This window comes from Streptococcus sp. 29887, from assembly GCF_032595075.1.
Taxonomy (GTDB): Bacteria; Bacillota; Bacilli; order Lactobacillales; family Streptococcaceae; genus Streptococcus; species Streptococcus iners.
The window spans coordinates 932753-950171 of sequence record NZ_CP118735.1 but is presented as its reverse complement, the minus strand read 5'-3'; the positions used below and the strand labels follow the sequence as shown (position 1 = coordinate 950171).

Here is a 17419-nt window from a genome sequence, read left to right as displayed (position 1 = left end):
TTTCGCTCGTCGAAATCTGGTTTTTGAATGCTATTAGTTTTGTTCTGCGTAATATTCTTGACCGTAGCCTGCTACTTCTGCGTTGACCTGCCAGTGGATACCGAATTTGTCTTGCAAGGAACCATAAGCAGGTGACCATGGCACAGCTTGCAAGTCCATTGTAATTTTCATAGCACCTTCAGATAGTTTTGTGAACAAGTCTTTCGCGGTTTCTGCGTCTTCTGTAATCAAGGCAACAGTAATGTTGTCGCCAACTGAATAAGGCATTTCTGGGTTATTGTCAGAAAGCATGAAACGTTGTCCGTTCAAACGGAATTGGGCATTCATGACATGGTTTTCTAATTCTGCTGGACAGTCTGGCAAGAAATCTTTGTATAAGTTTACTTGTTCCACCTCTGCACCAAGTGCATTTTTGTAGAATTCAATCGCTTCTAAACCATTTCCATTTGTTACCAAATATACTTCCATCGCTTTAAGCATGGGATACCTCCAAATCATTGATAGCCCATTATATCACGAGTTAGTTATACGGACAAATTTTTTGTTTAAAAAAGTTGAGTTGTCATCAACTCAACTTATACTTTATTCATACCCGCCACCAGGTACACCGAAGTATTCTTCTAATGTTAGTCCTGAATTATAAATATCCGTCGCTTCTTGTCCAATATAACGGACATGCCAGGTTTCCGCCATGTAACCTGTCGAGCTTTCTTTTCCAGGCAAATAACGTACGATAAATCCATAATGATGGGCGTTATCAGCCAACCACTGGGAAGCTACTGGTTCTTCCAACAGATTACCAGCGCTGTCAATAAGATCGAATGCTAGACCTGTTTGGTGTTCGCTATAGCCCGCACGCGCTGAATAGGTATCCGCTGCTGCTTGACCATCTTGATTGACATAGGATTGGTACAAACCAGCCTGTGTTTCATAGGAGCGGAAACCACTATAGTTGTTGGAAATGGCAAAACCTTGTGCCTGCATATCTGCAATTAACTGCTGGAAAGCCGCCAAGGCTTGAGGATCTTCACCAGGAGCGTAACTAGCTGCAAGAGGGTGTTTCTTATTAGCGATAATGACTTCTCCATATTTTCCTTGTACACTGTAATATGAGCCATTGTAGGTTGCAGTTGTTGCTGAATTTATCTCAGTACTTTGCTGTGTAGATGAGTTCTCAGTATCACCTGTTTCGGAACTTTCAGCATTGCTATTAGACGTCGTTTGAGAAGAGCTCTCGCTCGTCTTCACCGTTTGATTAGTTTCACTTACTTTAGAAGATTCTGTTTGATTTTCAACTGCACCACAAGAAGCTAATAACATGCTAGAACATAACAAAAGGCTTACGGTTAATTTTTTCATAGTTTTATTCATTACTCTTTATTCACTCCAAATATCAAGAAAGAATCGCCATTCGGTTTCACATTAAACACCTGATTTTTCGTAACTGTGTCTGACTTACCATTGAGATATACTTCCCTAAATTGATTATGTACAGTAACAAGATAATTCTCACCATCTTTTCTTACATCTGTAACGGTATAATCGATTGTCGATTGGTAATTAATATTTGCTCCAGCAACACCACCGTTCTCAATATAGTTGACATAATCATGGTAAACCTGACTAGAGGTGTCGAAATACTTATCAAAGCGAACTGTCCTTGAATTGATAGATGAACGCATTGACTCAATATATTCTGACATGAATGATTGGATATTGCTCTTGAGTGCTTGTTCAGCTCGAGCTTGTGCTTCCTTCTCTTCCTTCGCCTTTTTAGCTTCTGCTATTTTCTTACTTGTATCTGAAGACAAGGCCAACTCTCCTTCAAGCTCAGTTAAAGCTGGATCGACTAAAACTGTTGCTGTCTCCGTCTTATAGCCTCCACCTTCGTATTTAAACTCAACGGAAATATCGAGTCTCTGATTCTCCAATACTTCTACCGCAGATTGTAGGCCTGTTGCAATCTCTTTGCCATTAGCTATTACTTTAATTTCAGTAGCACCGGTCACTTCAGTAGGAAGATTCAATTTTAATTGTTTCTTAACTGTTGATAAATTTAAATTCAATTTATTTTCTGACGCTTGTTTCAGGCTGGGTTGCAATTCTGTTTCAAAAGCGCCTAACTTTGTAGTTCCCTTAGCTTTCAGAGATTGATTGGCAAAACGAAACTCGCCTAAAGAAGTTTCTTTATTAGCTGCAATCTTTGTTTCATTTATGACCAAATCTGATAAATTACTATTTACAGTAATTTCGAGTGGATAGCTAACAACTTGGTATTCCGAGAAGATGCCCAGTTTTTTACCAGTTTCCTGTAAACCAAGTAATTTGTTACCACGTTGATCATTATAAGTGTTTTTTCCTCCAGAAGCTTCAATGGCTTTCAATTCCGTTTCGATATTAACACCTTCATCATTCAAATAAGAAATGAAAGACTTCGCTTCTGTTTTTGACCACTTTGCCTCTTTCGTAGATAGCAAGTTGGCAATTCTATCATAATCATTACTTTCAATTGCTGTTGAAAAGTCTTCTATGGCAACATCCATTCCTGTTGTCTTGTCCATGTAATAATAACCGGCTGCAAGTCCTAGTACCGCTACAGCACCTAAACCAAAAGCAATTTTCTTTTTACGACTAATAGGTTTAGCTTGAGCAAACTGAGGTGTAGGAGGTTGCGTCTGCACTTGACTAACTGGGATCGGAGCAGGCTCAACTACAGCATCAACAACTTCTGAGGCAGGAACTACTACTTCCTTTACCTGCTCAACTGTTTCCTGAACAAGTTCTTGAGAAGCCTCAACCGGCAAACCTGCGATAGCCTTGATTTGTTTAATATCGAAATCAAGATCTTTCGCTTTGATGAATTCCTCAGGACTTGGTTTACGACCGACTACCTTTTCAAATAATTCAACCCATTTTTCTTTAGTTGCCATATAGCCTCCTATTTATTAAAATAAACCTGCCAAGAACATTCTTCCAATAATTGAAAACGCGATTAATGATGAAATAAAAATAATCAAACCATTAACAAAGATTGCAATGAGATAACGATATAAAGAATCCATGTTGCTAGAATTCTTAAAGTTAGCCAAAGCATAAACACTAGCTGCACTCATCGCGGTTAGAGCCATCCAGCTAGCAATTCCTGAAATAGTAAACAAACCAAGAAGAGAAGCCACCGCTGCAATTGCATATAAGAAAGCATTTACCGCAAATAAGCGTCCATAATATTCTAGTGAATAAGCAAATGTATATTGTTCTTCTTTGTAGATGTAGCGTTTTACAACAAAACCTGCAAGTACAATTGAGAAAATAATTAAGAATATACCGATAAAGCTCTTAAATAATATATCTAAACCAAGGCTGACTTGTGGTGCTTGATATCCATAAGAACCATTTCCAAATTCACCATTCAAGAGGCCTGTTAAGCTGCTTGAAAAATCATTCACACCCGAAGCAATTCCATTTAAAGGAATATAAATCGTCAAAGCTGCAAAAAGAGAAATCAAAGCTAAAGAGACCCATCCATTATACTTGTGGGATTGTGTTACTACTGATGTCGGAGCCTTTACGGCTGACCAAATCCATTCACGGAATTGTTTAAAGAAAATACCAAAAGCTGACGGCTGGGCAGGTTGTTGGTGTACCTGTTGTTGCACCGCATCGTTGACTGGGTGCTGGGTCCTAGGTTCTTGTACAGGTGGGATTACCTGACTTGTTTCTTGAACAGGAGTTGTTACTTGAACAGGTTCTTGCACTGTTGCCCCCTGATCTTGAGCTATTTCCTCAGTAGTTTCTACTACTTCCTCTTCGAATTCACCTGCTGCCAAGGCTGCCGCAATCTCTGCCTCCTCTGGCGAACGGCCATTAACCGCTTCGAAGTATTCAATCCAATCAATCTTTTTCATAAAAAAACTCCTTTTATTCTATTGTGAAAATTCACGTAATAATTATAGCATATTTTAATTTATAAATACAGTAATTATCATTACTGAAACTAGATTAACTTTACTATTTCAAGGAGATTGAAACTTCCTATCTTATAAAAGTACACGAAAATACTTTGTATTTTATATTGGTATTTTCATGAAAAAAATGGTTGTGTTAGGTTATTCAAATAACAAAGCAATAAAAATCATTCTTTCCACATTTTATCAAATTGTATGATAAAGTAATGGAAACATTTCTATTAGAAATACCATTCTATATTTCCCTTAACTAGCGATAAATAGATAGAAAAAACTTGTTCCCACCATATCTGCAAATGCATGCCCTAGGAAAAATGGTAAGATGTTGTCATACATACGTGTATATAGGAAGTAATAGAATAGACCAAATACAACACCGATAACCAGTGCTGATGGAAACCCTTGATAGGTATGGAAGGATGTCCGTACAACAGTTGAGAACAAAAGTACCAAAGGTCGATACTTTTTATTGGTACTCAATAGCAAACCTAAGAAGAACTCTTCATAGAATCCATTCATTAGGGAAAAAAGGACGCGACTACGGCTGAGGGAAGTAAACTTATCTATGGCTGTCAAAATATTCCAATCGTAATAAGGTAAGTAACCTAAATATGTAAAATTATCCGTCAAACTGGGGAACAAGTCATAATAATCAAATGCCAAGTCACTTAGTAAGCCTGCACCTAAAAAGATTGCAAGCACCCAAAAAAGCACATCCCACTGAAGTTTCACATTTAATTGCTTGAAATCAAAGTGACGAATTGCGAGATAAACCAATGCAATTGCCAAAAGCTTAGCCTCATTACCAATCGCCCACCAGTCAACGTAAAAACGAAATAAGCTGACATCCTCTGTCACCGAAAAAGAGGCAACCCATATTCGAGTTGAGATAATAATATAATCTACCTAAATGGTTGCAGTCAAAATAAGTACATCAAACCACCTTAATTCTTTCAATGGTCGTTCCGGATGAATTTTCTTTAGCAAGTTTTTACCTTTCCCCTTTTTAATCATTTTATTTTTGCGAATAATAGTTTGCATTTATTTACTAAATCATAATTCGTCCCTTAAAAAAGTGAATACTTTTATAGCAGTATGTCAAGTAAGTCTTGATAATTTGAAATTGTATAGGTCGGTGTAATCTTGCTATTTTTTTCTAGCTGATTAGGATTATACCAGACCGAATCCATGCCCGCATTATTTGCGCCTTGGATATCAGCCGTCAAGCTGTCACCAATCATGAGAAATTTGGACATATCTGAACAGCCAATTTGCTCTGCTATTTTTTCATAAAAATCAGCTGCAGGCTTCTGTGTTCCCATCTGTTCTGAGATAAAGACCTGCTTGAAATAGGTCTGAATAGGGGAGTTGAGGAGACGATTTTCCTGAATATAGGTCACACCGTTGGTCGCCGCATAGAGCTGGTAACCACGGTCAACCAGTTCTTTAAGTAATAGGTCTGCACCTTCAAATATCTGACCTTGCTGACCAATAAATTCCTGATAGCGAAGGGCCATTTCACGACCATCCACTTCCCTCCCAAAATGTGCAAAGGTTTTGGAAAAGCGCGTGTTGATCAATTCTTTCTTGGTAATTAAACCTTTTTCAAGTTCCTTCCACATACCTTGGTTGAGCGGACGATAGATGGCTTTAAAGGCCTCTATATCCTCCACATCCATGAACTCCAAAAATTGAGTGAGGGCCACTTCTTCTCCTTGGTTAAAATCCAAAAGTGTGTGATCAAGATCGAATAATAAATATTTATATGACAACTTTATATCCTCTCTTTTACTAGTGTTTCTGCCTTTTCCGTGCTTAAGCTCTCCAGCGTTGGGTTTTCGTCAACATCATTGGATAGCTTGCTTTCATGAGGAATTTTATAAATGCATTTCCTTGGCCGTTTGAAATAGCATGTTTCCCCTTTTCAAGCATTTGTTCAAAGGTAATATCTGGCTCTAAAAATTCACCGTTGGCATAGCAGTAAGAGCAAAAGAAATTAGAGTGGCTGCCGTCTTTCTCTGATCCACGAACATCTTGACCATGCAAATTTAAGGGCATGGCACAAGATTGACAAAATTTTTCCATTATTTTCATACCTCATTTTCGAAGATAGTCCATTCTATCATAAAGAAGTCTGTTATTTCTACTCTTCCTTACTAATCGGTGCCAGACTTGCTAGGACCTTCTTAAGTCCCATCTCTGGGAAATTGATTTTGAGTTCTTGGTTGCTGCCTGTACCTGATACTTCAAGAACAGTTCCGCGCCCCCATTTCTTATGGACAGCGATGTCACCAACTGACCAGTTGGTGCCTGAGCCTGACGATTTGTTGCTTGATGCGAAGGGCATGCTGCCTCCGAGCTTGGCAGATGGTTGGACGGTTGCTTTCCGGCCTTGCATGGCCTCTTGCAAGCTCATGCCTTGTCCAAACTGTGTCGCTCTGCCATTGACATAAGAGGCCTTAAAGCTGGTATTGGCTGGACGAGCAAGACCTTGATAGTCCAATAGGTCGCTGGAGATTTCTCGAATAAAGCGGCTTGGCTGATTGTAGTTGCTGCGACCAAAAAGGAGTCGAGAATTGGCATTTGTCAGATAAAGGGTCTTCTCTGCCCGTGTGATACCCACATAGGCAAGTCGACGTTCTTCTTCTAGCTCATCCTCATCTTCTGCTGCGCGACTGAGTGGGAAGACATTTTCTTCCATACCAATTAGAAAGACAACAGGAAATTCCAAACCTTTGGCTGCGTGGAGGGTCATGAGGGTCACCTCAGATGCCTCACGGCTATCGTCGTCCGTATCAGCAATCAATGCCAAATCAAGCAGGAAACGAGTCAAGCGATCCAGACCTGTTTCTTCTTCCTCAGTATTCTTCTCATCGAAGTTTTTGGTCACAGATAGGAATTCTTGGATGTTTTCAATGCGGGCATTGGCTTCTAGTGTGTTCTGAGCTGCAAGGGCATCGACATAGCCTGTTTGCCGCAAGACAGCCTCGACTACTTGGGTCACGGTCAAGTCATCCAGTTGATTGCGGAGCTTATAGAGAAGGTTGGCTAGGTCGAATACTGCCTGCGCTGCCTTGCCCTTGACTGGTGACAACATAATATCCTGCGAAGCCTCCAGCAAGGACATACCATGTGTGTTGGCAAAATCGCGGATCTTATCGACTGTACCTGGTCCCACGCCACGCTTTGGCTCATTGACAATGCGCTCGTAAGAGATATTGTCCGATGGGTTGGCGATGATATTCAAGTAGGAAATAACGTCCCGAATTTCCTTACGGCTGTAGAACTTAGTGCCGCCGACCATGGTGTAAGGGATATTGGACTTGAGCAGGGCTTCTTCAATGGTACGGGACTGGGCATTGGTTCGATAAAGAACGGCAAAATCCTTATAAGCCTTGCCTTCTCTATTTAACTGGTCAATCTGCCCTGCAACATAAATCGCTTCATCATTCTCATCCCTGGCACGATAGTAGGTAATCAAATCCCCTTGGGCATTCTGGGTCCAGAGTTTCTTAGGACGACGGTTGCGGTTGTTTTCGATGACCTCATTGGCAGCCTGCAAAACAGTCTTGGTAGAGCGGTAGTTCTCCTCCAAAAGAACGACCTTGCTTTCTGGATAGTCCTTTTCAAAGTCTAGGATATTCTGCATATCTGCCCCACGCCAGCCATAGATCGACTGGTCCGCATCACCGACCACGCAAATATTCTTGAAACGCGATGCCAAGAGTTTGACCAACTGATACTGGGCATGGTTGGTATCCTGATATTCATCGACATGGATGTACTGGAATTTCTGCTGGTAATAGGTCAGGACCTCTGGATTTTGGTCAAAAAGGCGAAGCGTCAACATGATCAAGTCATCAAAGTCAACAGCCTCTGACTGCCTTAGTTCCTTTTGGTAAGCTGTATAGCATTTGGCAACAATCTGCGTGTATAAATCGCCTGCCTGTGCTTCATAAGCCTTGTCATCAAGCAAGTCATTTTTGGCATTGGAAATGGTGCCCAGGATAGAACGTTCACTCCACTTTTTCGGATCTAAATTCAGATTTTTCAAAATCCGTTTCATGAGTGTGCGCTGCTCACCAGGGTCTACAATAGTAAAATTACGATTATAGCCGATATGGTCGGCGTCACGGCGCAAAATACGGACACACATGGAGTGGAAGGTAGCAATCAAGCAACCCTGAGTTGCAGGATTGAGGGCATAGGCCCGCTCCTTCATCTCCCGTGCCGCCTTGTTTGTAAAGGTAATGGCCAAGATGTTCCACGGGTTTACCATCTTTTCATCAATCAAGTAAGCGATACGATGGGTAAGAACACGGGTTTTTCCCGAACCAGCCCCTGCCATAATCAAAAGCGGACCTTCAGTTGTCTGCACCGCTTCCGCCTGTCTGTCATTCATTCCGTTTAATAATAGGTTCATTTTCTCATACTTTCTTAGAATATGTATTTACAAGTGAAGTGCTTTTTAAATAAGAGATAGTTTTTCGCTAATCAAGGTAGTTTTTTGAAGGAGTACCAACTGTATCGTCATTTAGTTTTTCTTTTATTACTTCGACGTACGAGAAAACTTCGTTTCCCTATTTCCAACTTCAAACACTCCACTGGAGTGTTTGATCTCGCCTTGCCTGATTGAAACAGTCTGGGGGATACGAATAGTCCGGTGGACTATTCGTACCTGAGCCTGAAAACAAAAAAGCGAAGTACATCAGCTGGTCACCTAGAAACAAGAAAGCATTGAGTTATGCCTACGGCTCGTTGCCTAGTACTAAAAGTAAACTAAAAGACTATATTTTGAAAAAACTAACGATGAGTAGCTGAAAAACTAGCTTTAGAATAGAAGTGCTACACTGTGAATACAGGTTCTTAATTTTCATTCTCTCCATTATACCAAAAAATCTCTCGATAGGCAGTTGCAATATGATAGATGACAAGCAAAAAAGCCCAGAGGCATCTCTGAGCTTTACTATTTCTATTGATTATTTTGCGCCCAAGGCAGCTACTGTGATGTAGTTGTATGGTTTGTTGAAGTGTGGCAAGAAGAACAAGTCAGTCAATGCCAATTTCTCAATTGTTACACCTTCTTGGATTGCCAATGAGAAGAGGTGGATACCCAATGAGATATCTTCACGAGCTGCCATTTGAGCACCAAGGATACGACGTGAATCTTTATCGTAGACGATCTTGATAGTTACTGGGAAGTTACCATGCTCCATGAATTCTGGTTTTTGGTTGTCAGTTACTTCAGTAACAGCAGCGTTCAAACCAAGACGAGTAGCTTTTTCAAGTGTCAAACCAGTTGATACAAGGTTAAGACCGTAGATAGAGATACCGTTAGAACCTTGTACACCGATACCTTCAAGGTCAGTACCACAGATGTTGTGTGCTGCTACGATACCAGTACGTACTGCGTTTGAAGCCAAAGCGATGTAGCTTGTGTCGCCAGTAGCGTTGTCGTAGATAGTTGCACAGTCACCGATAGCGTAAACGCCTGGGATTGAAGTCTCTTGGCGTTTGTTTACAAGGAAGGCACCGTTGCGGAAACGCTCAATTCCTTCACCTGCAAATGCAGTATTTGGACGGAAACCAACAGCCAAGATAACCATATCAACATCGTATTCGTTCTTGTCAGTGATGATTTTCTCAACTTTGCCATCACCAGCAACTTCTTGAACAGTTTCCCCGAAGGCAAGTTTGATACCGTTGTCTTCCATGTTTTTAGCCATAAGGTCTGACAAGTCGCGGTCATAGTAACCAGCCAAACATGTATCTACAACGTCGATAAGGATAACTTCTTTACCTTTACGTTGGAATGCTTCTGCAAGCTCAACACCGATGTAACCAGCACCAACTACTGCTACGCGGTTGATGTCTTTGTTTTTCAATTTTTCAATAACATCTGCTGAGTTTTGGTACAATTTAACGAATTGCAAGTTTTCAAGAGTTGCTTCAAATTCAAGAGAACCTTCTTTGATTGCAGCACCTTTGATTGGTGGCAAGATTGGTTGTGAACCTGTAGCGAAAAGAAGTTTGTCATAAGCTTCAACATGCTCTTGACCGTTTACAAGTGCAGTAACTGTTTTTGCTTCATAGTCGATAGCTGTAACAGGTGACTCCATGTACACTTTAGCGCCAAGGCTTTCCAACTGTTCTTTATCAGAGTAGAAAAGTCCTTCTGGACCAGCAATTTGCTCACCAATCCACAAAGCCATACCACAACCCAAGAATGAGATGTTTGAGTTTTGGTCAAATACAACGATTTCGTTTTCTTGACCGTAGTTTGTCAACATAGTTTTGATTGCGGCAGTACCTGCGTGGTTAGCACCGACAACAACGATTTTAGACATAGTAAAATCTCACTTTCAAAATAAATATTTTTTTACATCATCCATTATACTACAAATTTGTTACCGATTTCAAAAATTTTGCTCAAAGTATCACATTTTTTAATAGAAATTTCACTATCCATCAAAAAAAGTGTGTAAATAAGGTCAAAATTACCTCTGTCTATTATTAGCAAGACATATTCCAAGTAGACCTAGCATACAAGCTCAGCAGCTATATCTTTTTTCTATTATAGAAATAGGATGCACAAAAAAATCCCATAGGCACGAACTACGGGATTCAACTAGTTAGATTGGGATTAACTAATTTGATTATACGCTAATGGTTCGTTGTTTACAAATACTTTTTAAATATAGATTGTTATAGCTTTTGACTATAACAAAAAGAGCAGGGAAGAAAGCTAACTTCACCACTCTCCATATCTTTTCTTTATCGAATTTGCTCAAAGCGTAAATGAACGACAATCTTATCAGCATATCCATTACGTTCCAAATCACGTTGCAAACGATAAGAAATATAATGTTCAGCAATGGTAATATAACCGGCATCCAATAAACGATGCTCAACTTGTGACTGAACCATGCTGATGGTTGGACGTTCTGTATGAGCTTCTTCCAAATCAAGCACGACTTTCTTCGTCACTTGAGCTAGGTTTTTCCGCCATGTATCGTCGATTACATATACAGTTTGAGCTGCCTTGATAATGGCTTGATAAATTTTTTCTGGGTCAAATTCTACAACTTCACCACTTCGTTTAATAACCTGCATATCTAACTCCTTTCCGGTTTTCAGTAAACCCTTTCATACTATAATTATCTACGTTTTTAAGCATTTTGTCAAGTTTTCTTTTCATAAATTGGTCTAACATTATTTTTCCTCAAACCAATTCTTATGTTATAATGTAGCTATCAATAAGAAAAGGAGAAATATATGACTTCTGCAATGCCAAAGCGTCAAGAAATTGATGTGCAATTAACTTGGAATACAGATTTGCTATTTCCAACACCTGAAAATTACAAAGAAAATTTGATTGCTTATGCAAATCAAGTTACTGCCTTCGAAACTAACTTCAAAGGAAAACTATCAGACAAGGAAACCATCGTAAGTGCTCTCACAGAATATGAGAAAATTGTTATTCTGGATAGCAGACTTTCTCACTATGCGTTTCTTCCACTCGAAGTCGATAAGATGAACACTGAGCTTGCTAGCCTAGCCAACGAATACGACCTCGTTTCTGCCAAGGCACGTCCTCAACGAGATTTCCTCTATTCAGAACTTGGTCAGTTAGATGAAGCCTTTCTTCTTGAATTAAAAGAAGAACAACCACAATGGGCTGCTTTCTTTGATGCTATTCTACGTGACAAACCTCATCAACTCCACCCACTTCAAGAAGAGCTTCTCTCAAACTTTGCACCAACATTTGGTCAGCCTTATAACAATTACGGTGTGACTAAGTTTGAAGATATGACCTTTGACAACTTTGAGGCAAATGGCGAGACGCTCGGAAACAGCTATGTACTTTTTGAAAATGATTATGAACTCAGCCATGATACCGAAATCCGTCGCAATTCCGCTGCTGGTTTCTACTCAACCTTGAAAAAATACAAGAATACTACCGCAGCGACATATCTATCTCATATCAAGAATGAGCAAATCGAAGCTCGCTTGCGTGGATTTGACAATACCATTGACTTCCTCTTGCATCGTCAAAACGTATCTCGCGACCTCTTCGACCGACAGATTGATGTCATCATGAAGGAATTGGCTCCACACATGCGCCGTTATGTGAAATTGGTTGCCAAGGCTCATGGCTTGGAAAAAATTACCCATGCCGATTTGAAAATCAGCTTGCCATCGGAATACAACCAACGCATCACACCTGAAGAATCTAAGCAATTCTTGATTGACTGCTTAGGCATTCTTGGTAAAGATTATGTGAAAATGATTGAACAATCATTTGATGAGCGTTGGATTGACTTTGCTCAAAACGAAGGCAAGGCAACAGGTGGTTTCTGTGCTACTCTTTACGATGGACCATCCTATATCTTACTTTCATGGACAGGTTTGATGAACGAGGTCTTAGTATTGGCTCACGAATTGGGTCATGCTGGTCATTTCCAATGGGCGAAAAAACAAAGCGTCCTCAGCTATGAACCTTCACTTTACTTCATCGAGGCACCTTCTACTGCTAATGAAGTCTTGACATGTAACACCCTTTTGAAAAACAACCAAGACCCTGGCTTCCAGGCTTACTTGATTAGCGAGTTAATTAGCCGTACCTACTTCCACAACATGGTTACTCACTTGCTTGAAGCAGCCTTCCAACGTGAAGTCTACACTCGTTTGGACAATGAAGAATACCTCAACGGTGATATTCTCTGCCAAATCAAGTTGGATGTCATCAAGGAATTCTGGGGTGAAGACTTTGAAATCGGTGACGATGCAGGTCTTATCTGGATGCGTCAACCGCACTACTACATTGGTTTGTATCCATATACCTACTCAGCTGGCTTGACCATTGGTACAGCCATGGCAAAACAATTGGAAGAACATCCTGAAGAAGTTGTTGACAAATGGTTGGAAACCTTGTCACTCGGTGCTAGTCTTTCTGCCCAAGACCTTGCAAAACACGCAGGTGTCGATGTTTCGACTGACCAACCACTTAAAGAAACCATTGCTTATGTCGGTTCTTTGGTGGATAAATTGAAAACACTTATCTAAGACATATAAAAGACTTGAACTTATTTTGTTCAGGTCTTTTTGTTCATTCTTTCTTGATACCAATTTTTGATATAGGTCAATTCATCCTGACTTAAAAAATGTCCCTTGTCAAAACGAGCTAGGTTGGCTCTGGGAAAGGCTGACACTCGCCAGTCTACTACAAGATTTTCAAGAGCCAATGGGTCAATTAACACATCATTCTGACCTAACGTAAATAAAAGTTCTGCTCTGCTATTTTCCATAGGAAAAGCATAATCTAAGGCTGAGGGATGGAGTAAGATATAATTGTCCGCCAGGTTTGACTGCTTGGTTAACAAGCCCATGATAAAGTTAGCACCGTTTGAAAAACCTACGAAAGTAATCTGACGATAATCTCGGATGTCCAAGTCCTGCCAAAAATCCAGAAAAGCCGACAAGCGCCTTTCAAAATCAACAAGATCCAACTGACCGTCAATGAGAGGTGCAAAGAACCGCCTTTCCCTGCCTTGGCCCCAACTGCCATCGAAGGAAAGGACAGAAGCTTTTGGATCCAACTGTTGGCGCAGAAAGAGCATGGAGTCCTTGTTTCCACCTGTGCCGTGGAAAAAGACCAACAGACGAGGACTGGTCCCTTTGATGAAGCGATAATCCATACTTCATTTCTCCTAATAACGTTGGGAGAGATTTTTTTCGATATCCTGTCTGTCCTCCTCAAAGAAACTTGGCAAAAATAGGTCTACCTGATCCAACTCTTCATTCTGAGTTGGCATTTCCGATTCGCGCTCACCAGTCATAGTTGCCACCTCAAACATGAGGTAATTGGGCGCTCGGAAGTATAAGGAATGAATGAAATCTCGATTAATGATACCAGAATGTGGACGATTGATGAGATTTAATCGGCTAATCAGATCTTCCAAATCAGACTTATCTAAGACACCAAATGCAATATGATGAGTAGCCCCAACTCCCAATACACTGATTGAAGACTCTTGGTCTAAAATCAAATAAAGGCGATGCTGGAAGCTATTGTCAAAGAGCAGAGAAATCACCATCTTATCCTCAAAGACAAACCGACCTTCCTCAACAAAGCCGAATGTTTCAGTCAGCAACGATACCAACTCCTTTTCCTCCCGGATACGCATATGAAGACTGGCGATGCCAAGAATAGCGTATTCCGACGGAATTTCATCTGTTTCATACGGAAACATTTCTCCAATTGATTCATGATAGGTCAAACCAAGCAACTGGCCATCTTCATCTTGGAAATTCAGAATATGCCCATTTCCAAAAGCAAGAATTCCTTCATTCTCCACTTCCAAATCTGTCAACCTTTTCTGCCAAAATTCTAATGCCTCAAAATTTTTTACCAGAAAAACAGTTCTTTCCAAACGATTGGTTCCGTTTCGACGACTGGGATGCTTAGGCATATCAAAAATGGTGTATTCCGTTCCAAAACGACCTTCATCATCACCGAAAAAGAGATGATACATGCTTGAATCTTCTTGGTTGACTGTTTTCAAGGTCAATTTCAAACCAAGAATATGATGATAAAAATGATAGGCTTGGTGTATGTTCCCTACCAAACTTGAAATGTGATGAATACCTGTATTGTTCATAGCTTTACCTCAATATTTAATTTGAATGCATTTTATCACTAATTAGTTATAAAATCAAGAAAAATGCACAAAGAAAACACCTGAATGACCTCAAGTGCTTCTAGGAGATTATATGAAAAAGATGGTTTTATTATAAGACACTTTCCTTAAACTAATCTAAATCAAAAACAACTAGAAAAAATGTTCTAGCTGTTTCTATCTATTATAAAATGAAGGAGAGGATTAAGCCACCTAGGATTCCACCTACAAGTGCTGCAAGTAGATTATTTGTCGCTTTACCAACTTTTCCGCCTCTGGCTGCCGAAGCAACAAATAAGCCGATACCTGCTGCCAATCCCATGTCAACCCAAACTGCCCCAGACTGGGTCATGAGCCCAACACCGTGGTTAAGGGTCCAAATTGTTCCGACAATCATAGAAGCTGCCATCCATCCTCCAATGGCACCCCAGTGCTCAACCATTTTTCCCCACATCATGCGAATGACAAATGGGAAGATAAAAGCACCTACAATTGTTGCGATTGCTTGTTGAATTGTCATCTTTACTCCTCCTTAATCTTTTTCCATATCTTCTTCGACTTTTGCAGCAACCAAGCCACCCAAAACAGCACCTACTGTAATAAGAAGAATGGTTGGAAGAGAATCTGCCAGTGTTCCAAATCCATTGAGAAAGGCATCACGGAAAATACCACAGAGGGCAATTCCCAATCCCATATCAACAAAAGCTGAATCAGAATCGTGTTTGATTAGACCTAGATAGTGGTTCATAAACCACATAGGTCCAATGATAATAAAGGCTGCAAAGTAGCCACCTGCTATGCCATAGGCTTCCGCAAAGGCTCCCCAAACACTCATGACAATCATACCGGCAATCATATAGCCGATTGTTGAACGTAAAAATTTCATACTTCCTCCTTCGGATATTCTAATCTACCACCTTGTAAATCAGATAAATTATTTTATGCTTGTTTCAAATATGCCAAATCATTCTTAACGAGTGTATCAGCTAGCAATTGTTCCTGTTGAGCCACTTCTTCCTCAGACCAAGCATAATAAGCTGCCATTTCCTTGATGATTTTAGGTGCTATTGCATCCAATTGCTCACGCATAAAGAGCATATAGTTGGTGCGACGGAGTAAGTAATCCACTACTGTCAAGGTCATTTCTTCCTTCATAGCATAGTGAAGAGAAAGCAAATCACGCTTGTTGAGGGTAGACACAGCCTCTACTTTATGGTTCAAGGCAAAGACTTTTGGAGCATTTGATCCGTACAAGTTGGCAAGATAGAGGGCATCGTCGTAGTCCAAACCTTTTTTCACACCTAATTGAGCCAAGTGTTCGATTTCTTCTGCTACATTAGCTGGGTTCAATTCACCACCAGATACAGGATAAGTCTTAGAATTGATGAGTTTGAAACTGCGACCATGTTCTTCTTTGAGAATATCTGCTACTTTTTCTAAAGCCCCCTCTGCCATCTTACGGAAATCGGTAATTTTACCACCAGCAAGTGTGAGCAAACCATTGTCATCACGGTCAAGGGCAGAACCACGCGATACAGCAGACGGATCCAAGTGTTTTTCAGAAACGCTACCTTCCAGATGGGTCAAATCATGTTCCACATCATCACGGGTCTTTTCATTGTTTAAGTAACCTTTGACTGTTTCAATTAAGCTGTTGAAACTATCGTCGCTGAGTTTTCCATTGTTACCACCGTTGTAGTCAGAAGCACCATTTCCTGACAAGAGTGGACGAAGACCTGCCCAGCCACTTTCAATATCATCCAAGGTCAAGTTTGCTTCTGGGAAGCGATTATTGACAATATCCAAGAGATAATCGACATCTTCTTGAGTGACCATTGGATTTGCCAAATCGCCTGTATAGTCCGTATCTGTCGTACCAAAATAGGTTTTATTTTCACGAGGAAGGACAAAAACCATACGGCCGTCAGCGTGTCCAGTGTCAAAGTAGGTTGGCTGTGGCACAGACAAGCGAGAGCTATCAACAACTAGGTGTACACCCTTGGTTGGACGCATCTGAAGGACACCTGAACCTTCGCCACCCAGATTACGCACTTCATCACTCCATGGTCCTGTTGTATTGATGACCAAACGCGCACGGATTTCAAAGGTGCTGTCTGTCAGCAAATCACGAGCGACGATTCCGACTACTTTTCCAGCCTCATCCTTGATGAATTTCTCCGCTTTGACACGGCTGGCAATCAATGCACCGTCTTTGGCTGCACGTTTGATATTTTCAATTACCAGACGGGCATCATTGTTACGGAAGTCCAGATAAACACCGCCACCAAGTAGTCCTTCTTTTTTCAAATGCGGGGCACGTTCCAGCACTTCTTCTCTTGTTAACACCTTATTGGCAAGGTCTGTATTGTTGACACCAGCCAACAAATCATAGAGATCCATGGCCACTTTCAAGCGGAAGAGGCTAAAGGTAGATCCTTCTTCATCATAGACGGGTAAGAGCATTGGATCTGGTTTTGGAATGTGAGGAGCGATGTTTTGTACTACTGCACGTTCTGAAACTGTATCAGAAACTACCTCTACATCAAACTGTTTAAGGTAGCGTAGTCCACCGTGAACCAATTTGGTTGAACGACTTGAAGTTCCCTCAGCAAAGTCTTGCATTTCAATCAAGGCTGTTTCCATACCACTAGCAGCAGCTTGGAGGGCTACACCAGCCCCCGTAATACCACCACCGATAACCAGAAGGTCCAACTGTCTATCCTGCATTTTTTCAATCGCCAAGCGACGTGTTTCTTTTGAAAATTCCATGTCTTC

16 protein-coding genes are annotated in these 17419 nt (G+C 40.7%); 1 reads left to right on the top strand and 15 read right to left on the bottom strand.

What is annotated here, in order from left to right:
- Nucleotides 1–33: 33 nt before the first annotated feature.
- The 10 genes from PW252_RS04775 to PW252_RS04730 all read right to left on the bottom strand — a co-directional run bounded on the left by PW252_RS04775 (nucleotide 34) and on the right by PW252_RS04730 (nucleotide 11078).
- Nucleotides 34–480: a VOC family protein gene (locus PW252_RS04775; RefSeq protein ID WP_248049743.1), complete on the bottom strand. Its 447-nt coding sequence runs from the start codon at nucleotides 478–480 to the stop codon at nucleotides 34–36.
- Between the two features lie 102 nt (nucleotides 481–582).
- The gene (gene ldcB, locus PW252_RS04770) at nucleotides 583–1359 is read right to left on the bottom strand and encodes an LD-carboxypeptidase LdcB/DacB (protein WP_248049740.1); all 777 of its coding nucleotides are present in this window, start codon (nucleotides 1357–1359) and stop codon (nucleotides 583–585) included.
- Nucleotides 1360–1370: 11 nt separating this feature from the next.
- Nucleotides 1371–2930 carry a TcaA second domain-containing protein gene (locus PW252_RS04765; protein ID WP_248049738.1) on the bottom strand — a complete coding sequence of 520 codons (1560 nt, stop codon included), beginning with the start codon at nucleotides 2928–2930 and terminating at the stop codon, nucleotides 1371–1373.
- 15 nt (nucleotides 2931–2945) lie between these two features.
- A complete protein-coding gene (locus PW252_RS04760) occupies nucleotides 2946–3905 on the bottom strand; it encodes a DUF6574 domain-containing protein (protein WP_248049736.1) in 960 nt (319 codons plus the stop codon).
- 306 nt (nucleotides 3906–4211) lie between these two features.
- Entirely contained in the window at nucleotides 4212–4754 is a 543-nt protein-coding gene (locus PW252_RS04755; protein ID WP_248049735.1) for a CPBP family glutamic-type intramembrane protease, read from the bottom strand.
- A gap of 296 nt (nucleotides 4755–5050) precedes the next feature.
- A complete protein-coding gene (gene pynA, locus PW252_RS04750) occupies nucleotides 5051–5737 on the bottom strand; it encodes a pyrimidine 5'-nucleotidase PynA (RefSeq protein ID WP_248049733.1) in 687 nt (228 codons plus the stop codon).
- 43 nt (nucleotides 5738–5780) lie between these two features.
- Nucleotides 5781–6059, bottom strand: a complete 279-nt coding sequence (locus PW252_RS04745) for a zinc ribbon domain-containing protein (RefSeq protein ID WP_316716851.1) — start codon at nucleotides 6057–6059, stop codon at nucleotides 5781–5783.
- Between the two features lie 49 nt (nucleotides 6060–6108).
- Nucleotides 6109–8388 (bottom strand): DNA helicase PcrA, encoded by a 2280-nt coding sequence (pcrA, locus tag PW252_RS04740; protein WP_248049731.1) that lies wholly within the window; start codon nucleotides 8386–8388, stop codon nucleotides 6109–6111.
- A 556-nt stretch (nucleotides 8389–8944) separates the two neighbouring features.
- Nucleotides 8945–10312: a H2O-forming NADH oxidase gene (gene nox / locus PW252_RS04735; RefSeq protein ID WP_248049728.1), complete on the bottom strand. Its 1368-nt coding sequence runs from the start codon at nucleotides 10310–10312 to the stop codon at nucleotides 8945–8947.
- Nucleotides 10313–10739: 427 nt separating this feature from the next.
- Nucleotides 10740–11078, bottom strand: coding sequence for an ATP cone domain-containing protein (locus tag PW252_RS04730; protein ID WP_105125459.1), 339 nt, complete (start codon nucleotides 11076–11078; stop codon nucleotides 10740–10742).
- A gap of 162 nt (nucleotides 11079–11240) precedes the next feature.
- Between PW252_RS04730 and pepF the strand changes: the two genes are divergently transcribed.
- Entirely contained in the window at nucleotides 11241–13031 is a 1791-nt protein-coding gene (gene pepF, locus PW252_RS04725; RefSeq protein ID WP_248049725.1) for an oligoendopeptidase F, read from the top strand.
- A 29-nt stretch (nucleotides 13032–13060) separates the two neighbouring features.
- On the opposite strand, the gene PW252_RS04720 is transcribed toward pepF, so the two are convergent.
- The 5 genes from PW252_RS04720 to glpO form a co-directional block, all read right to left on the bottom strand.
- Nucleotides 13061–13663, bottom strand: a complete 603-nt coding sequence (locus PW252_RS04720) for an alpha/beta hydrolase (RefSeq protein ID WP_248049722.1) — start codon at nucleotides 13661–13663, stop codon at nucleotides 13061–13063.
- Between the two features lie 12 nt (nucleotides 13664–13675).
- On the bottom strand, nucleotides 13676–14626 hold the full coding sequence (locus PW252_RS04715; protein WP_248049719.1) for a VOC family protein: 951 nt from the start codon (nucleotides 14624–14626) through the stop codon (nucleotides 13676–13678).
- 202 nt (nucleotides 14627–14828) lie between these two features.
- A complete protein-coding gene (locus PW252_RS04710) occupies nucleotides 14829–15164 on the bottom strand; it encodes a Lin0368 family putative glycerol transporter subunit (RefSeq protein ID WP_105118468.1) in 336 nt (111 codons plus the stop codon).
- A gap of 12 nt (nucleotides 15165–15176) precedes the next feature.
- A complete protein-coding gene (locus PW252_RS04705; protein ID WP_105125392.1) occupies nucleotides 15177–15530 on the bottom strand; it encodes a Lin0368 family putative glycerol transporter subunit in 354 nt (117 codons plus the stop codon).
- A 53-nt stretch (nucleotides 15531–15583) separates the two neighbouring features.
- The gene (gene glpO, locus PW252_RS04700; RefSeq protein ID WP_248049716.1) at nucleotides 15584–17413 is read right to left on the bottom strand and encodes a type 1 glycerol-3-phosphate oxidase; all 1830 of its coding nucleotides are present in this window, start codon (nucleotides 17411–17413) and stop codon (nucleotides 15584–15586) included.
- Nucleotides 17414–17419 lie beyond the last annotated feature (6 nt).